Raw genomic sequence first — 16,217 nt, forward strand, 5'->3', positions numbered from 1 at the left:
TGTCTCCAGCGGCTATTCAACATATATGCGCTGCACCCGGCTGCCGATCCGGCTCACGATTTCGTTGGTGACCGTACGGCAGCGTGCGGCGATCTCGCCGGCGGTGATCTGCTCATCGCCATCCTGGCCGATCAGCGTGACGGTGTCCCCCTGCCGCACGCCATCAATGCCGGTCACGTCGACGGTCAGCTGATCCATGCAGATGCTGCCGATGATGGAGGCCCGCTGCCCGCGGATCAGGACTTGTCCACCCCCGTCCGACAGCATCCTTGGAACGCCGTCAGCATAGCCGATGGACACCGTGGCGATCCGGATATCGCGTTCCGGCACGAAGCGGCGTCCGTAGCCGACCGGCTGGCCGGCCTGCACCTCCTTCACCTGCGTCACGGTCGCCTTGAGCGCCAGCACAGGCCGCAATTCGGCCTGACACCGCACGGCGTCGCCCTCCTGGCTGAGCAGGCCGTACAGCGCGATCCCCGGCCGGGCCCGGTCATAGCGCAGCTCAGGGTAATTCAGCATGCCGTAGCTGCTCTGAACATGCACAAGGCCTGGATCGATGCCCGCTTCCTTGATTTGCGCGACCACACCATCAAAATGAGCGATCTGCCGGCGCGTAAATTCGGTCTCCTCCGGACCAAGTCCGTCCGACATGGACAAATGACTGAATATACCCGTCACCCGAAGATTGACAAAGTCATAGCACCGCAGAATCGACTCCATATCCTGGTGGGGCACGCCGAGCCGGTTCATGCCGGTATCGATTTTGACATGAACCTCCAGGTCGATACCGAGCGCTTCCAATGCCTGCCCGTATTCCAAACTTACCATCGTCTGCGTCAGATGGTACCTGGCTAAATCGGCGGCCCTCTCTGGATCGGTGTAGCCAAGGATTAGAATCTCCCCCTGGATGCCTTGTTCCCGCAAAAGGATCCCTTCCCCGATTTCCGCCACAGCGAAGCTCCCCATCCCCGAACGGTTCAAATGCCCCGCGATCTCCGTCATACCGTGTCCGTATGCATTAGCTTTAACCACCGCCATCAGGCGGCACCCGGAAGGGAGATGCCGCTGGAGCTCTGCGGCGTTATGCCGCAAGTGATCCAGGCTGATTTCTGCCCACGCCCGGTGGGATAGGGAAGGCCGGGCCTCTCTCTTTTCGCCTGGAGAAGTAAGCGAGTATCCCCATCTCACAGGGAACGTCTCTGCCCGAAGACGATGCGCCCTCAACCCACCATCCCCTTCCGCAAATCATGGAAGATGGTGATGATGCAGCCGTCCACATTGTTCCCTGAGCACTCCACCCTCGTTTCGGGGCGGACCTTGATCGTCAGCACCTGCTCTTCATCATGTACGGGGACAAAATATATCTCCACGAGATGCTCCTTGACCTTTTTGAACAAATGCGGACCATCTAGGGTGAACTGCTTCAAGTAGTCCGTGTATTCCTCCAGGCACATCCCATACTGCTCCATGATGATGGCATGCGGCACGCCCACATAGCGAAAATGCCAAGGCTCGCAGGCAATGTGCGTCAGATGCTCTTTGCCCTGCTTGTAACGCTGGATGAAGCCATGCTCCGCTGCCAGCTTCCGGAAAGAGGCATAAACGCCGCCCTCCGGAAACGAAGGGCATAAATAGTCGACCCCCGTATGCTTATCGCCCACATCGGCCGCCAGTCCGGTCTGGTGTTCGCTTTCTCCGGGACGAGCCACGTAACTCGCAGTAAAAATCTCCCCGTTCTCCACCAGCGACCGGTCGTAGATGCGCTGCTGCTCCATCGCGGTGCGGTAGCCGCTGACCACTCCGATGCCTCCCCGGCCCCCGCAGGCGTCCAGCAGCGCCTCCAGCTGCTGCAGGCAGCTGCGTTCCAGACGCATCACCCGCTCATGAGTGCTGGTATGAGCGAGTGATTCCACGGGAGCGAGGCTCTTGGAATAAGGCGCCTGGCGGAGCGGATGCTCGCTGTTAATGAGGACCAGGTGTCCCCGGTACACCATGCTCGGCTGGATGTGAATCACGCGGCCTTCCGTGCCTACAACCCCGATCATCGGACCACCTCCATCGCTTCGGCCAGCTGGATCAGCCGGTCCATCAGGTCCGGGTACGGCAGGTGGCTGGCCCGCATCATGTTCGGATAGCGGCTGGCGGCCGTGAAGCCGGGCATTGTGTTCACCTCATTGAACACAATCCGTTCCCCTTCGGTAATAAACATGTCCACCCGGGCCAGGCCGCGGCAGCCGAGCGTCCGATAGACGCGGCGCGCGGTCTCTTTGACCCGGTTCGCCGTTTCTTCCGAAATCCGCGCAGGCAGATGGATCTTAGACGAAATCAGCTGGTATTTTTCCGTATAGTCAAAAAACTCGCCCTGCAGCTCGATCTCATCGATTTCTCCGATAAACGGTTCCCGATGACCCAGAACCGCGCAGCCCACCTCAAACCCGGCAATGTTCTGCTCGACCACCACCTTGTCGTCATGCTGCAGTGCCTCACGGATGCCGTCCATGAGCGCCAGCCTGTCGTACGCCTTCGTAATACCGAAAGAGGAACCGGACTTGGCCGGTTTAACGTAGACGGGGTAGCCAAGCGTCTCGGCCGATTTGGCGGCCGCATACAAGTCGTCTCCTGCGAGGACCGTGACCGAACCCGCCACTTCCACTCCGGCCGCTTTGACCAGCTTACTGGCAACCTCCTTGTCCATACAAAGGGCAGAGGACAGCGTGCCGCAGCCGACAAAAGGAATGCCCGACAGCTCCAGGAGCCCCTGCAGCGTGCCGTCTTCCCCATTTTTGCCGTGAAGAACCGGGAATACGACGTCCACCGGCGTCAAACGGTATTCCGTCCCGACCAGCTCCACGATTCCGCCCGTATCCCTGCTTGGCGGCAGAAACGCCGGGATGCACCCCGGATGCTGATGCCAGCGGTCCCTGCGGATCTCCTCCGGATCTCCGTAGTACCTCAGCCAGGCTCCCTCCCTGGTAATGCCGATGAGCACCAGCTCATATTTGGCCTTGTCCAAATGATCTATAACGGAAGCCGCCGATTGCAGCGAGACTTCATATTCCGTTGAGCAGCCGCCAAACAGCACGGCGATCGTTTTTTTCTGCATCTCTTTCTCCCCATTTCCGGTCCGGTGCCCGCTCCGCGTGAGCACCTGAGCGTGAACCTAAGATGCTTTTGATTATAGGGGGAGGATGTTAAGCAAACAGAAATTAATATTAAAGGAAATCTAAAGAAAAATTAAAGAGCCGGTCCACTGGCATGAACGGGCATCCATGCTCAACCGATGCAGAGCCCGATGTTGCCAAACTGCTCGCCGGCGGTCATTCTCCGGAACGCAGCCGGCGCTTCGTCCAGCGGATACATCCGGTCGATCAGAGGCCGAATGGCGTGCTCCTCCATGAACCGAAGCATCTCTCCGAACTCCTCTCGGCTTCCCATCGATGTACCGATCCATGACAGCTGCGGAAAAAACAACGCCCTTAGCGGGACCTCCACCGTGTCACCGGAGCTGGCCCCGAAGCTCACGATCCGCCCGTTCGGCTTGATCACTTCCAAGTATTTGGAAAAGGTGGCCGGACCGATGCTGTCGAGGATCACGTCCACCTTCTCTCCTTGCAGCCCCTCGTTCCAGTCTCCACTGCTGGAAAAAGCTCTCCGCACAGCATAACGCCGCGCTTCTTCAAGCTTGGCCTCGCTTCGGGAAGTGACGCTGACGACAGCCCCCGCAGCTTGGGCCATGAGCATGGCGCAGGTTGCAACCCCGCCTCCAATGCCCGGGATAAGCACGTGCTCGCCAGCCTTGATTTGCGCCCTCGTAAACAGCGCCCGGTAGGCCGTGAGCGCGGATAAGGGCAATACTCCTGCCTCCTCCCAGGTCAGGTACGCCGGCTTCCGGAAGGCGTTGTCCACGGGGATGATGACCGTCTCGGCAAACGTCCCGTCCGTAGGCCCGCCCAGGATTTGCGGCACCACCGGTACCGCTTCGGTTCGATCCCAACCGATCGTCGGATGGATGATGACCTCCATACCGGCGGTCAAACCAGCCACTCCATCGCCTACGGCATCGATGACGCCTGCGCCGTCGGAGCCCAGAATGAGCGGTGCATCCGCCGCACGGCGTCCCTTCATCAGAAACAGATCACGATGATTGAGTCCGGCCGTCTTTAAACGGACCCTGATCTCCCCGGGACCCGGCCGTTTCGTCTCCGCGTCGCCGACCCGCAGTCCGTCCAAACCGCTCCGGCCATGATGAATAGCTGCTTTCAAATGAATCTCTCCCTTTTTCCAGCCTGTGGGGCCGTTTTGGGATTCATTGTATAGGCCGCTGTAGAGCATGTAAAATGATTAGTAGTGAATATGGCGTTCAGTCAAAATGAAGTCAGGAAGGTGAGCCGAATGGAAAGTGGAGATTTGCGTATATTCCGCGCGGTAGCGGAGGAAGGAAGCATTACGCGGGCGGCCCAAAGGCTGCAATATGTTCCCTCCAACGTCACCGGCCGGATTCGCCAGCTGGAGGAAGGATTGCAGACTCCGCTGTTTATCCGGAGCAACCGGGGGATGGAGCTGACCCCGGCCGGCGAGCGCCTGCTTGGATACGCGCGTCAAATTCTGAACTTGCTCGATGAAGCGGAGAAATCCGTGCAGGCGGAGGATGCCCCGCGGGGACCGCTGCGCATCGGGGCGATTGAATCGGCCGCGGCAGCTCATCTGCCGGGCCGTCTAGCCGCTTACTACGCCCGCTACCCTCATGTCAGCCTGTCCCTCGCCACAGGCAATTCCCGCGTGCTCATGCAGCAGGTGCTGGACCGCGAGCTGGAGGGCGCTTTTGTGTACGGCCCTGTCCCGCATTCCCAGCTGGAGCAGATTCCTTCCTACGATGAGGAGCTGGTGCTGCTCTCCGAGGCCGGAGCGGCCAGCCTGCAGGAACAGCTGCAAAAGCCGATGCTCATTTTATCGACAGGCTGCACCCACCGCTCCAGAGTGGAGCGCCTGCTGGCCGAAGCCGGAGTTCAGCATCCGCAAATCATGGAGTTTGGTTCGCTTGAAGCCGTGCTTGGAGGTGTGGCTTCGGGCCTCGGCGTAGCGCTTCTCCCAAGGTCCAACACACTTCAGTCCCCCAACGAGAAGAACATTGAAGTCTTGACCCTGCCGGAGTCCTACCGCGAGGTCGTGGTCTATTTTATCTATCGCCGGGATGTGCCGCTGAGCAGCGCACTTCGCGCTTTTCTGGAGCCGGAGAAATACACCGGGCCGTCTGCCTGAAAAAGGGAGGATGGCTGCAAGCGCAGTATCCTCCCTTGGCTCCCTATCGGCATGATTACTGCTGCTGGGATTTGTCGTATTCCTTTTTGGCTTTATAAGCGAAAAACGAGTAGATGATAATCATAACCGGAATGACCATCCAGACGATCCCGCGGAACAGCGCGAACGGCGTCTCGAACAGGAACGCCTGCCAAAATCTTGGGCCGCTCATCTCCCACAATCCCGGCGTGTAATACAGCGCTTGGGGCTTCAGAATGACGGACGCGTCAATGGCATCGGTCGAAATCAGCGCTGCGAAAATCGGGATAAAGCAGCAGCACAGCGTCATCCACATGTCGGATATCCGCTTATACCGGGCCGCTTTGGAGTCGGCATCGGAGAAAATATCTTCGTTCCCCTGGTCACCGTTCTGCTTGAAATATTGAGCCCCCGACCCCTTCGTGCCGGCGACATGCGTCCAGCCGCTGTCCTCGAACAGGGCAACATAATCCTCAAAGTCCCGCTGATTCTTAAACGTGCGGAAGTCGATCCGGTAATTGGCTTCCTCCGGTACGCTTCGCTCGAATTGATAGCCAAAGGACTTCCGCACGAGCGAATAGCCCTGCCGGGCCATGTCGTTCAGCCACTGTTCTTCCTGGTCCAAATTCGTGAAAAATTTATATTTTTTCATGCAGCAACTCCTCCTTGCCCCACTGCATATTGGTCACTTCGATCATATGGCGCATCCGCTCGTAATCCTGTCTCAGCATTTCCCGTCCCAGATCCGTGATGACATACACCTTGCGGCGGCTGTCCTCGCTCGCCGTCGGCTGGATGAATTTCTGCTTCAGTAGATTGTCCACCGCCCCGTACAGCGTGCCGGCCGCCATCCGGACCTGCCCCGCGCTGAGCTCCTCCACCTTCTGCATAATCAGGTAACCATGCGCCGGCTCCAGCAGCGCCAACAAAATATAATATACCGTTTCGGTCAGCGGTAAATGTTTATCTCTGCTCAATGAAGTGCCTCCCTTTTGCTAAGTCACACTTTATATCGTTCAACTGTATACTTACACTATATACAGTGTCACTGTATATTGCAATAGCAAAAAGACCAAAACCCGAAAGTATCGGGCTGGTCTTCTTTTTAAATAAGCCTAGTTCTACCCCCACACCCAAGCCTTCCTGTCGCTCCAAACCAATCGAAGGTGAGGCTTCGTTATTTTACTATCCACCGCACCACTCTAAAAATCACAAACAAAACAGCACTAATGCCCACTAAAAGCAGCCCCTCCACCACGATGGAGTCAAGCAGCCCGGCGGGCGCATTTTCAATAAGCGCAGCGATGCCCGCACCCGCGAACTGCGCTGCAATCACCACTACCGAATCCAGCAATGAACGGTACCACCGGACGCGTTGGCGCCAGTATGCGCCGGTCAGCACCAACAGCCCGACATTTACCAGGGTAACGGCCGTCGACGCGGAATTGTCCGCGAATGAGCCGTCTGAAATGGGCCAGGAAGGCATCCACGCTGCAGCCAAAATCAAGTTAACCACGGTAACGCCAAGAAAAACTGGCCGGAACAACCGCTTATCCCTTCGTTTTTCTTCTGCTTCCATTCTTGCCTTCATGTCCGGGCTGATCCACGCAGGGATGTCTCTTCGCTCGCGGCTTCCGATATGCAGCGGGTTGGCACCTGGCTCATACTCGGCCTTCGGGAGCTCGGCATACGCTGTTTGGTAGTTCTCCACCCTAACGAACTTCACATTCGCCTCTGTCCCGTACACCGGAATCCCGTGCTTTCGGAACTCCGTTACCCAGGCCTCCAATTCATCGGGATTCTCTAATCCGAAGACGGAATATTGGATATGACCCTCTTCATCAACCCATTTCATGACGATGTTGGCACCGATCACATAAAACCCGATGCTGCCTTCCCCCTTGGGCTGGTACCTTGTCGTCCGGCCGATCAGCACCTCCTGCATTTGAGTGAACGGCACCAGATGCTCTGACTCTTCGCCGGTCTTGATTTGCTTAACGTATGTATAATATCCTTCCTCCTGGAGTTCGTACCGCAGCAGCACCTTTTGCGGCATCCGGACGATTCTGAAGATCAGCCACAGCATGCCCGCCAAGAACAGTCCAATCACCGTGATAAAGCTGCCCACCACCCAATCTCCCTTGATGAGCCAAAAGACACCGTACCCCAGGAATCCAAGAACAAGGGCTCCCATCAATCCAACAAGTCCCCAATTCAACGTTTTAGCCGTCCGGGACGGCTGGTTGGAATATTTCAGTCGGCCTTCCTCACGAAGCTCTACCATCATCGTCCTCCTGTACCTAAGTGGATTTTCCTGGAATATTTCTACGCAGTAACTGGCGAAAATGTTTCATCGCAACGCCGTACCTTTCGGATTCGTTTTCAGCGGTTACGGCCCAACATATGTGCAGGGACGAATGCATAAAAAGCCCGGTCAAGCAGCCAACGCTGCCCGACCGGGCTTTTATCCAAACCGCTGTAATCACCGGGAAACGGTTCATCACGTACGCGGCTTCACTCATGCTTATAACGTGCTTACAGCACCTTCTCCAGGAAGCTGATCGTACGCTCGTTTTTCGGCCGGCCGAACACTTCCTCCGGCGGTCCTTCCTCAACGATGTAGCCGCCGTCCATGAAGATGACCCGGTCCGCCACCTCGCGGGCGAAGCCCATCTCGTGCGTGACGATCATCATCGTCATGCCTTCGCGGGCCAGATCCTTCATGACGCCGAGCACTTCGCCAACCATCTCGGGGTCGAGCGCCGACGTCGGCTCGTCGAACAGCATGACGTCGGGATTCATCGCGAGCGCGCGGGCGATCGCCACCCGCTGCTTCTGCCCGCCCGACAGCTGGCTCGGGAACGCCTCCGCCTTGTCGGCGAGTCCGACGCGCTCCAGGAGGCGCATCGCCGTTTCGCGCGCCTGCTTCGCGTTCATTTTGCCCAGCTCCATCGGAGCGAACATGATGTTCTTGAGGACGCTGAAATGCGGAAACAGGTTAAAATGCTGGAACACCATGCCGATATTCTCACGCGCTTTGTTGATGTCCGTCTTCGAATCGTTCAGATCCTGGTCATCAACGATGACACGGCCTGCAGTGATGTCCTCAAGCCGATTGATGCAGCGCAGAAACGTACTTTTTCCCGATCCGGAAGGACCGATCACGCATACGACTTCGCCTTCCTTCACCTGCATATCGATTCCTTTCAGCACCTGATTGGCGCCGAAGCTCTTCTTTAATCCTTCAACCCTGATTTTACCCACGGCGCAATCTCCCTTCCAAGAAGCCTGAAAGTTTCGTTAAGATCGTGATCACAATCAAATACATGATGGCTACAACCAGCCAAATATCAAATGACGAGAACGTTCTTGCGATAATAATTTTGCCGGACTGCGTCAGCTCGACCAGACCGATCGCCGACAGAATCGACGTATCTTTCAGCGTAATGACCAGCTGGTTGATAAACGCCGGAATCATGACGCGGATCGCCTGCGGGATGATGATCTTCATCATCGCCTTGCGGTACGGCAGACCGAGCGAACGGGCCGCTTCCATTTGTCCGCGGTCAATCGACTGAATACCGCCCCGGATGATTTCCGTTACATAAGCGCCTGCATTCAGGGTCAGCGTCAGAATGGCCGCCAGGAACAGCGGCATCGTGAAGCCGAAGGCCTGCGGAATACCGAAGTAAATAAAGAAAGCCAGGACGATCAGCGGAATGCCGCGGAAGACGTCGACGAATACCGTCGCCAAGCCGCGAAGGAACTTATTGCGACTCACCTTCATAAAGCCGAAGATCAACCCCAGGATAAAGGCGAAGAACAGCGATACGATCGTGTACAGCAGCGTCTTGCCCAGACCCGTCAGCAGTGGCGGCAGTGAATCCTGAATCAGCCCCCAGCGGCTTTGATTCGCCGGTCCGGACGCATTTTCACCCAGATATTTCTCGAGAATCTGGTCATACTCCCCGCTGGCTTTGAGATTGGTCAGGCCGGTATTGAACTTTTGCATCAGCTCCTGGTTCTTGCCTTTGCCGACCGCAAAGCCGTAGGAGCCGCCTGCTTCCTTCTCGGTTACGATCTTGAGTCCATTGTTCTGGTTCACGCCATAAGCCAGTACGGGATAATCATCAAAGCAGGCTACGGAGTTCCCTGTTTTGACATCGTCATACATTTGCATGGAATCGTCGAACGGGACGATCGTGAACCCGTATTTGGAGGCGATGGATTCGGCGAAGCTGTAGCCTTCTGTACCTGTCTTTACGGCTACTTTCTTCCCTTTTAAATCCTCGTAGCTCTTAACATTGTTATTGTTTTCGCTGATGGCCATCACCACGCCGGATTGGAAATAGGGCTCGGAAAAGTCGAATTTCTGCTTCCGTTCGTCGGTAATGCTCATCCCTGCGATGACGCCGTCCACCTGGTTCGACTCCAGCGCCTGGACGGCTGCGTTAAAGCCCAGCGGCTTGATCTCATACTTAAAATTCTGATCCTTGGCGATGGCCTCCATCAGATCCATGTCGATCCCGACAAACTTGCCGCTGACGTCCTGAAACTCAAACGGAGCAAACGTAATGTCGGTACCGATGACATAGGTTTTGCCGGAATCCGGCGCAGCTGCGGCGCTTCCCGTCCAACCGGACCATCCGGTCACCACGAGGAGCAGCAGCGCTAATGAAAATAATGATACCTTTTTGGATGATTTCATGTGTCCTCCCCTTCTCGGTCAACGCCGAATGTTGTCCCCTTCATACTTTTTCTTTTTGGTGGCAGGTATTCTCCCACCTAATATCCTATTTTACCAAAAAACCAATCATTCCTAAAAATACATTTTCAACCATTTACTTTAGTTCAATCTAACCATTAACCAAGAAATTTACTACTAAGACTAACACAGTCTGCAGATAAAGGAAGCAAGTTAGCTACAATTCATTACCCATTCAGGACAAGTTTGCCTAACCATCATTAGAACTTTCATAAAATATAGTCAAGCTATGAGCTCATTATGATCTTGACGGTCAAAGATAACCGCGACTATAATTCAATCAATTCATTGAATATTTTAGCAAGGTGGGAATAGAGATGGACCACGATTTTCCCGTTCGTGCTTTCAAAGACGACTTGTACCGGCAGTTTGCCCGAATCGGGAAATGCTTGTCCAGCGATAAACGGCTCGAGCTCATGCATTTGTTATCCCAAGGACCCAAGTCTGTTGAAAAATTGGCCGAGGCCACAGAAATGAGCGTAGCCAACGTATCGCGGCATCTCCAAATTTTACTGGATGCCAACCTGGTGAAGTATAGCAAGCGGGGGACGTATGTCATCTACTGCTTGGCTGGTCCCCATATTGAGGGCTTTTTGAATGCTCTATGGCGAATGAGCGAAACGCAGCTGGCCGACATCACCCGGGTGAAAAACGACTTTCTGAGTCAGTGCGAGGATGTACAAACCCTGTCTTTAAATGAAGTATTGCGCAAAATGGACGAAGGCAGCATGATTTTACTGGATGTACGCCCGGCCGATGAATTTGAGGCAGGACACATTCCCGGGGCGATCTCTGTTCCGATGGAGGAGCTTCATCTATATCTGCAAAGTCTGCCCAAGGAAACTCCAATTGCTGCATATTGCCGCGGACCTTACTGCGTTGCAGCTGCCGAGGCGGTTGAGAAATTGCAGCGTGAGGGCTTTACAGCATTCCGGTTGGAGGAAGGAGTTTACGAATGGCGGGAATTTCAAGCACAGAGGTAACGAAACGCATTTATCTGGACTATAACGCGAGCACCCCGTTAGATCCGGAAGTGCTCCAGGAAATGCTGCCGTTTTTCGAGCAGCACTATGGCAATCCTTCTTCGTCGCATTGGGCGGCGGCTTCACTCAAAGAAACGATCGAGCACGCCAGAAGCCGGATCGCCGCAGCGATCGGGGCGAAATCCAGTGAGGTGATTTTTACCAGCGGAGGAACCGAGGCCAACAATCACGCTTTAAAAGGGGTTTACTTTGCATCCAACCTGCCCCGCAGACATATCATCACGACAACCATTGAGCATCCCGCGATTCTCAATCCCTGTGCCTTCCTCGAAACGTTGGGCGCTGAAGTGACCTACGTTCCCGTTGATCACTGGGGCCGGGTGTCACCGGCAGATATTGAGCGTGCCATCCGCGAGGATACCATCCTCATTTCGGTCATGCACGCCAACAGCGAGGTCGGAACGATTCAGCCTATTGAAGAGGTGGCCAGTATCGCCAAACGCTACGGTATCCTCATGCATACGGATGCTGCACAGTCTTTTGGCAAAATCCCGGTGAAGGTCGATGCCTTGGGCGTCGATTTGTTATCCATCGCCGGTCACAAGCTGTACGCCCCCAAGGGCATCGGCGCACTGTATGTGCGTGAAGGTACGGCGCTTGCCCCGTTCGTGCATGGGGCAGGTCATGAATCCGGCCGCAGGGCAGGAACGGAAAATGTGCCTTATATCGTCGGTTTGGGTAAAGCCGCAGCACTGGCAGCGCAGAAGGTCGGTTCCCTTGAAATCCGAAACCTCCGGGAGTCATTGAAGGAAGGGCTCAAGGAAGCCTTTGGAGACCGGGTCCGGTTTAATGGCGATCCCGGTAACCATCTGCCCAACACGCTCAACGTAAGCTTCCTCGGGCTGAGCGGGCAGGAGATTTTGGGTCGTTTTCCGGAAATCGCCGCTTCCACCGGATCCGCCTGCCACTCCGGAAGCACAACCCTTTCACCGGTGCTGCGGGCCATGGGCCTTAGCGATTATGAAGGGCTGGGAGCGATCCGGTTCAGCTTGGGCCGGTACACCACCACAGAAGAAGTGGAGACTGTCATTTCTTTATTCAAGGACCGTCTGCAGTGAGGGGAACAGCAAATCATTTATGAATCGGTTCGTCTAATATAGGGAGGAACAATAGATGTCAGAGACCACGGTTGTAGAAAGGGTGAATCCCCTCCCTGCACCTCTAAGGCAGTGCGTTGAATCGCCTGAGAGGCAGCGGCAGCTCCATAAAAGGACGATGTTGATCGTCATCATTTCGCAAATTTTCGGCGGGGCCGGTTTTGCTGCAGGGGTTACGGTAGGGGCGCTGCTTGCCCAAGACATGCTTGGATCCGACAGCTATGCCGGGGTCCCTTCCTCCTTAATTACGTTAGGATCCGCAGCGTCAGCCCTGATCGTCGGCCGTCTGTCCCAGCGGTTAGGGCGCCGGACAGGGCTGGCAGCGGGCTTCCTGGCGGGTGGGCTTGGTGCGCTAGGCGTCGTTTTGGCAGCCCTTATAAGCAATCTGGCACTTCTCTTTATTTCTTTGCTGGTGTACGGCGCCGGAACGGCAACAAACTTACAGGCTCGATATGCCGGAACGGATTTGGCCTTGCCAACGCAGCGGGCTAAAGCGATCAGTGCCGCTATGGTCTTCACCACATTCGGTGCAGTGGCCGGACCGAATCTGGTCAATATCACGGGACGGTTTGCCACTTCCATAGGTTTCCCAGCGCTTTCGGGTCCATTCATGCTGGCTGCTGCAGCATTTATTATAGCCGGCGTCGTCCTCCTCATCTTCCTTCGGCCAGACCCGCTGATCGTGGCCAAGGCCATGGGGGAGGCACAGCGGGCAGATGAAAGCCTGAATGGCACGCAGTACACCGGCATAAAGGACGCAGCCATGAATAAAATGGGAATCATGATCGGTGCGACGGTGATGGTGCTGACCCAAATCGTGATGGTGGCCATTATGACCATGACACCGGTCCACATGAAGCATCACGGACACGGGCTTGGCGAGGTCGGCCTCGTCATCGGCATCCATGTGGCTGCGATGTTTCTGCCTTCGCTGATTACCGGCGTTCTGGTCGATAAGTACGGACACACTCTGATGTCCTATGCTTCCGGAATCACCTTGCTTGCGGCAGGCTTGTTGGCTGGGCTCGCGCCCGGAGAATCGATGGTATTTCTCGTTCTTGCGCTTGCGCTCCTTGGGCTGGGCTGGAACTTTGGCCTGATTAGCGGAACAGCAGCCATTGTCGACGCGACGTCTCCGCATACTCGGGCGAAGACCCAAGGCACGGTGGATGTGCTCATCGCCTTAGCCGGGGCTTCGGGAGGAGCTTTATCCGGCATGGTTGTGGCCCAATCCAGCTACTCCGCACTTTCTTTGGCCGGAGGATTCCTTTCCTTGCTTCTAATTCCGGTTATTGTCTGGTCGCGGAAAAAGAAGGCCTGATGCGTTCTTCAACCGATACTCCCTTCGTGACTTTAATTAGGAACCGCCGGGTTTGGTATTAAGGTGATCATCATAATCGTTTCCCCTTTCGTTTTTTCGGTTAGATGCAGCGGCAGCCGGCAGACGAAAGGGGTTCTTTGGTGAGGGAGTGAAAGACCGGCTGCTCTGCTGCTCTATCGGGTAATGCTTCAATCGTTCTCAGGCTGATGCGCCGATCAGGCCATCCTCCTGTACCTGTCTCAACGAAGCTGCTGCTGAACAGCCCGCCGCGAGCTCATCTTCGTGAATATTTTTTGCATCAGACCCGGTCCGGAAATCCGGCTGTTCTGAAACGCGGCGATGCGCCATTCGCCGTTTTGCTTTACAACCACATTGGTGTTAATGGAGTCACGTTTCTTTGGCGCCTGCTTCTGCCATCTCATTTTGACGGCGCCCAGCCCGTGAAAGATCGCCAGCTCCGGCGTAATAAAATCGATTTTGACAATCTCCCCGTCCAGCGTAGACCCTCTCAATACGCCGTTCCACAGCTCCTGATGCACATCGGCGATCGCCTTTCTTCCTTTCAGATGCTCGCCTTGAAAAGTAACGTAGTCGGCCTTGTCGGTAAAGCATGCCCCGTAAGCCTCGCCATCCCCTTTTCCCCAAGCCCATTTCAGCTTTTCAAACAGCTGCTCAATTTCCTTCCGGTCTTGCGCCTGATTTGTATTCATGTTCATCTTCCTTCATCTCCTTTGATTGAATGGCTGCCTGATTAAGCGGATTTCTTTGCTATTCAAGAAGCGATTTGCTGACATTAACTGGACCAGTTAATTATCTTGATTTATATAATATCTTGATTAATTAAGATAGTATGCGGCCGGAGGTAATTTGTCAATAGATCCCTTAAGTTTTTTTAAAAAAATAATGAAGCACATCCCGCCCCGTCAGCGAAAAAGCAAAAAAAATCCCGGCCCCTTCGGGCCGGAATCAAGTATGGTTATGGTGTTGGCAAGAAGCAGGCTGGCAATCCCGCTTCCCGCCGGAATGGAGTTCCTCGTGGTTGGAATGGTTCATTAAATGACTCGTGATTACATTACACGGCTAATTTCGTTTGGACCGCGGCTTCCGGAGCCGTCTGCTCCTTCTTCAGTTCCTCCATGGCAGCCAGTCCGGCCGTATTCAGCACATTCCACGGCTTGTTGTAATGCGGCTGGAAGAAGAAGTCTACAAACGCCAGCTCCTGCACCGTCATCCGGTTCTGGATGCACACCGACAGCGTATTGGCCGCTTGGGTCATATCCGCCTTCGACATCACCTGTGCTCCGACGATCCGGCCGCCGTCCGCTTCGAAGACCAGCTTCAGCATGACATCATCGTAGGTCGGCATAAACTCCGGACGGTTGTTTTCATGGATTGTTACAGTTTTCACATTCAACTCTGCAGCAAGCGCGGCGGCCTCAGTCATGCCCGTCGAAGCGATGTTCCAGTCAAACAGCCGGATGGCCGACGTTCCCTGAGTACCCTGGTAGCGCACGGTTGGCTGCACCAAGTTCATGCCGGCCAGTGTACCCATCCGAACCGCATTGGTGGCCAGCGGAATGTACATCGCCGTTCCCGTCGGATTGTAGCGTACGGCGCAGCTGTCTCCAGCGGCAAGCACATCGGGGTTGCTGGTGCGCATATAGTCGTCAACGATAATCGCGCCGTTCGGCAGCATGTCAACCTGGCCCTTCAGCAGATCTGTGCCGGGGCGGAAGCCGATGCACAGCACAACCATATCGGCTTCAAACGTGCCGTCTGTGGTGACGACCTCGCGCACTTTGCCTTCGCTGCCGCGGAAGCCTTCCACCGTCCGGCCCAGCGCCAGCTGCACGCCGCGAGCCTTCAGCGCCTGCTCGGCCAAGTCGGTCAGATCGCGGTCAAGGTACTTGGCCATGACACGGTCCATGTTATCGATCAGAGTGACCTGCTTGCCAAGCTCGTGGAACGCTTCGACGAGCTCGATGCCGATATACCCGGCGCCGATGACGGTGATGCGTTCTGCATCCGCAGCGCGGGCAATGATTTCCTGCGCGTGAGCGTAGTTTTTGCACAGCTGGACATTGTCCAGATCAATTCCTTCCATCTTCGGAATAACCGGCCACGAGCCTGTGGTGACCACCAGCTTATCATAGCTGTCCGTAAATTCTTCGCCGGTCACCAGGTTGCGGACATTCAGCGTCTTGGCGTTCGTGTCGACGGCCAGAACTTCGTGCCGCATCCGGGTCACAGCGCCGAGTCCGGCCAGCTCTTCCGGATTGCTGTAGAACAATCCGCCAGCGTCCTTAACGACGCCTCCGACGTGAAGGGCGATGCCGCACGACAGGAACGAAATGTTATCGTTGCGTTCGTACACCGTAATTTGGGCTTCCGGGTGCTGTGCGGCAATGCTTTTCACCGCGGCGGTTCCGGCATGGGTACATCCAATGACTGCGACTTTCATGGTAATTCCTCCTTATAGGGAATGAAATGGATAATGTGAACGGAATGGATAACTTAATGGATAAGCAGCGGAATGGAGGTCACTGCTTATTTGTGAAATAATGCACAATATACCTTAAAAAAATATTTCCGATGATTTATCTGCCTTGATCTATTTGTGATTTATATCACAACCTCTTTATGGCTTAATCATACACCTTCCCTTTCACCTTTGCAAGGGGTTTGTGAAAAAAATCTCAAAATTATAATCTTAA

The 16,217-nt window shown here is 55.2% G+C and carries 15 protein-coding genes; 4 read left to right on the plus strand and 11 right to left on the minus strand.

The window, feature by feature from the left end; translation table 11 throughout:
• Positions 1-12 precede the first annotated feature (12 nt).
• From vanT to C7820_RS23360, 4 genes are all read right to left on the minus strand, one after another.
• Complete coding sequence (vanT, locus tag C7820_RS23345) at positions 13-1,224, minus strand: serine racemase VanT catalytic subunit (RefSeq protein ID WP_258875363.1); 1,212 nt, start codon at positions 1,222-1,224, stop codon at positions 13-15.
• Entirely contained in the window at positions 1,221-2,045 is an 825-nt protein-coding gene (locus C7820_RS23350) for a D-alanyl-D-alanine carboxypeptidase family protein (RefSeq protein ID WP_258875365.1), read from the minus strand. The genes vanT and C7820_RS23350 overlap by 4 nt, the downstream gene beginning before the upstream one ends.
• Complete coding sequence (vanG, locus tag C7820_RS23355) at positions 2,042-3,103, minus strand: D-alanine--D-serine ligase VanG (protein ID WP_116233048.1); 1,062 nt, start codon at positions 3,101-3,103, stop codon at positions 2,042-2,044. Before vanG ends, C7820_RS23350 begins: the two co-directional genes overlap by 4 nt.
• Before the next feature lie 170 nt (positions 3,104-3,273).
• Entirely contained in the window at positions 3,274-4,263 is a 990-nt protein-coding gene (locus tag C7820_RS23360; protein WP_116233049.1) for a zinc-binding dehydrogenase, read from the minus strand.
• Between the two features lie 129 nt (positions 4,264-4,392).
• On the opposite strand from C7820_RS23360, the gene C7820_RS23365 reads away from it, so the two are divergent.
• The gene (locus C7820_RS23365) at positions 4,393-5,259 is read left to right on the plus strand and encodes a LysR family transcriptional regulator (RefSeq protein ID WP_116233050.1); all 867 of its coding nucleotides are present in this window, start codon (positions 4,393-4,395) and stop codon (positions 5,257-5,259) included.
• Positions 5,260-5,314: 55 nt separating this feature from the next.
• Here C7820_RS23365 and C7820_RS23370 read toward each other — a convergent pair whose 3' ends face one another.
• The 5 genes from C7820_RS23370 to C7820_RS23390 form a co-directional block, all read right to left on the minus strand.
• A complete protein-coding gene (locus tag C7820_RS23370; RefSeq protein ID WP_116233051.1) occupies positions 5,315-5,929 on the minus strand; it encodes a DUF2812 domain-containing protein in 615 nt (204 codons plus the stop codon).
• Complete coding sequence (locus C7820_RS23375) at positions 5,916-6,254, minus strand: PadR family transcriptional regulator (RefSeq protein WP_116233052.1); 339 nt, start codon at positions 6,252-6,254, stop codon at positions 5,916-5,918. The genes C7820_RS23370 and C7820_RS23375 overlap by 14 nt, the downstream gene beginning before the upstream one ends.
• A gap of 200 nt (positions 6,255-6,454) precedes the next feature.
• Positions 6,455-7,564, minus strand: a complete 1,110-nt coding sequence (locus C7820_RS23380) for a hypothetical protein (protein WP_181909169.1) — start codon at positions 7,562-7,564, stop codon at positions 6,455-6,457.
• Positions 7,565-7,812: 248 nt separating this feature from the next.
• Positions 7,813-8,541, minus strand: coding sequence for an amino acid ABC transporter ATP-binding protein (locus C7820_RS23385; RefSeq protein WP_116233054.1), 729 nt, complete (start codon positions 8,539-8,541; stop codon positions 7,813-7,815).
• Positions 8,534-9,985: an amino acid ABC transporter substrate-binding protein/permease gene (locus C7820_RS23390; protein WP_116233055.1), complete on the minus strand. Its 1,452-nt coding sequence runs from the start codon at positions 9,983-9,985 to the stop codon at positions 8,534-8,536. Before C7820_RS23390 ends, C7820_RS23385 begins: the two co-directional genes overlap by 8 nt.
• A gap of 374 nt (positions 9,986-10,359) precedes the next feature.
• On the opposite strand from C7820_RS23390, the gene C7820_RS23395 reads away from it, so the two are divergent.
• From C7820_RS23395 to C7820_RS23405, 3 genes are read left to right on the plus strand one after another with little or no spacing between them, the layout of a single operon-like run.
• The gene (locus C7820_RS23395) at positions 10,360-11,025 is read left to right on the plus strand and encodes an ArsR/SmtB family transcription factor (RefSeq protein ID WP_116233056.1); all 666 of its coding nucleotides are present in this window, start codon (positions 10,360-10,362) and stop codon (positions 11,023-11,025) included.
• Complete coding sequence (locus tag C7820_RS23400) at positions 10,998-12,143, plus strand: cysteine desulfurase family protein (RefSeq protein ID WP_116233057.1); 1,146 nt, start codon at positions 10,998-11,000, stop codon at positions 12,141-12,143. Before C7820_RS23395 ends, C7820_RS23400 begins: the two co-directional genes overlap by 28 nt.
• A 55-nt stretch (positions 12,144-12,198) precedes the next feature.
• Positions 12,199-13,503 (plus strand): MFS transporter, encoded by a 1,305-nt coding sequence (locus C7820_RS23405; RefSeq protein ID WP_116233058.1) that lies wholly within the window; start codon positions 12,199-12,201, stop codon positions 13,501-13,503.
• Between the two features lie 239 nt (positions 13,504-13,742).
• Here the strand turns inward: C7820_RS23405 and C7820_RS23410 are convergent, their stop codons facing one another.
• Together C7820_RS23410 and C7820_RS23415 are read right to left on the minus strand one after the other, a co-directional pair.
• Positions 13,743-14,219 (minus strand): SgcJ/EcaC family oxidoreductase, encoded by a 477-nt coding sequence (locus C7820_RS23410; RefSeq protein ID WP_251677815.1) that lies wholly within the window; start codon positions 14,217-14,219, stop codon positions 13,743-13,745.
• A 356-nt stretch (positions 14,220-14,575) separates the two neighbouring features.
• Positions 14,576-15,964 (minus strand): FAD-dependent oxidoreductase, encoded by a 1,389-nt coding sequence (locus C7820_RS23415; protein WP_181909170.1) that lies wholly within the window; start codon positions 15,962-15,964, stop codon positions 14,576-14,578.
• Positions 15,965-16,217 lie beyond the last annotated feature (253 nt).

The sequence above is a fragment of the Paenibacillus sp. VMFN-D1 genome, from assembly GCF_003386155.1.
Taxonomy (GTDB): Bacteria; Bacillota; Bacilli; order Paenibacillales; family Paenibacillaceae; genus Paenibacillus_AQ; species Paenibacillus_AQ favisporus.

Coding starts and splice junctions, on each gene's coding strand:
- C7820_RS23370 (WP_116233051.1), bottom strand. CDS start 5,929: ATGAAAAAATATAAATTTTTCACGAATTTGGACCAGGAAGAACAGTGG.
- C7820_RS23400 (WP_116233057.1), top strand. CDS start 10,998: ATGGCGGGAATTTCAAGCACAGAGGTAACGAAACGCATTTATCTGGAC.
- C7820_RS23395 (WP_116233056.1), top strand. CDS start 10,360: ATGGACCACGATTTTCCCGTTCGTGCTTTCAAAGACGACTTGTACCGG.
- C7820_RS23415 (WP_181909170.1), bottom strand. CDS start 15,964: ATGAAAGTCGCAGTCATTGGATGTACCCATGCCGGAACCGCCGCGGTG.
- C7820_RS23410 (WP_251677815.1), bottom strand. CDS start 14,219: ATGAACATGAATACAAATCAGGCGCAAGACCGGAAGGAAATTGAGCAG.
- C7820_RS23365 (WP_116233050.1), top strand. CDS start 4,393: ATGGAAAGTGGAGATTTGCGTATATTCCGCGCGGTAGCGGAGGAAGGA.
- C7820_RS23350 (WP_258875365.1), bottom strand. CDS start 2,045: ATGATCGGGGTTGTAGGCACGGAAGGCCGCGTGATTCACATCCAGCCG.
- C7820_RS23380 (WP_181909169.1), bottom strand. CDS start 7,564: ATGATGGTAGAGCTTCGTGAGGAAGGCCGACTGAAATATTCCAACCAG.
- vanG (WP_116233048.1), bottom strand. CDS start 3,103: ATGCAGAAAAAAACGATCGCCGTGCTGTTTGGCGGCTGCTCAACGGAA.
- C7820_RS23390 (WP_116233055.1), bottom strand. CDS start 9,985: ATGAAATCATCCAAAAAGGTATCATTATTTTCATTAGCGCTGCTGCTC.
- C7820_RS23405 (WP_116233058.1), top strand. CDS start 12,199: ATGTCAGAGACCACGGTTGTAGAAAGGGTGAATCCCCTCCCTGCACCT.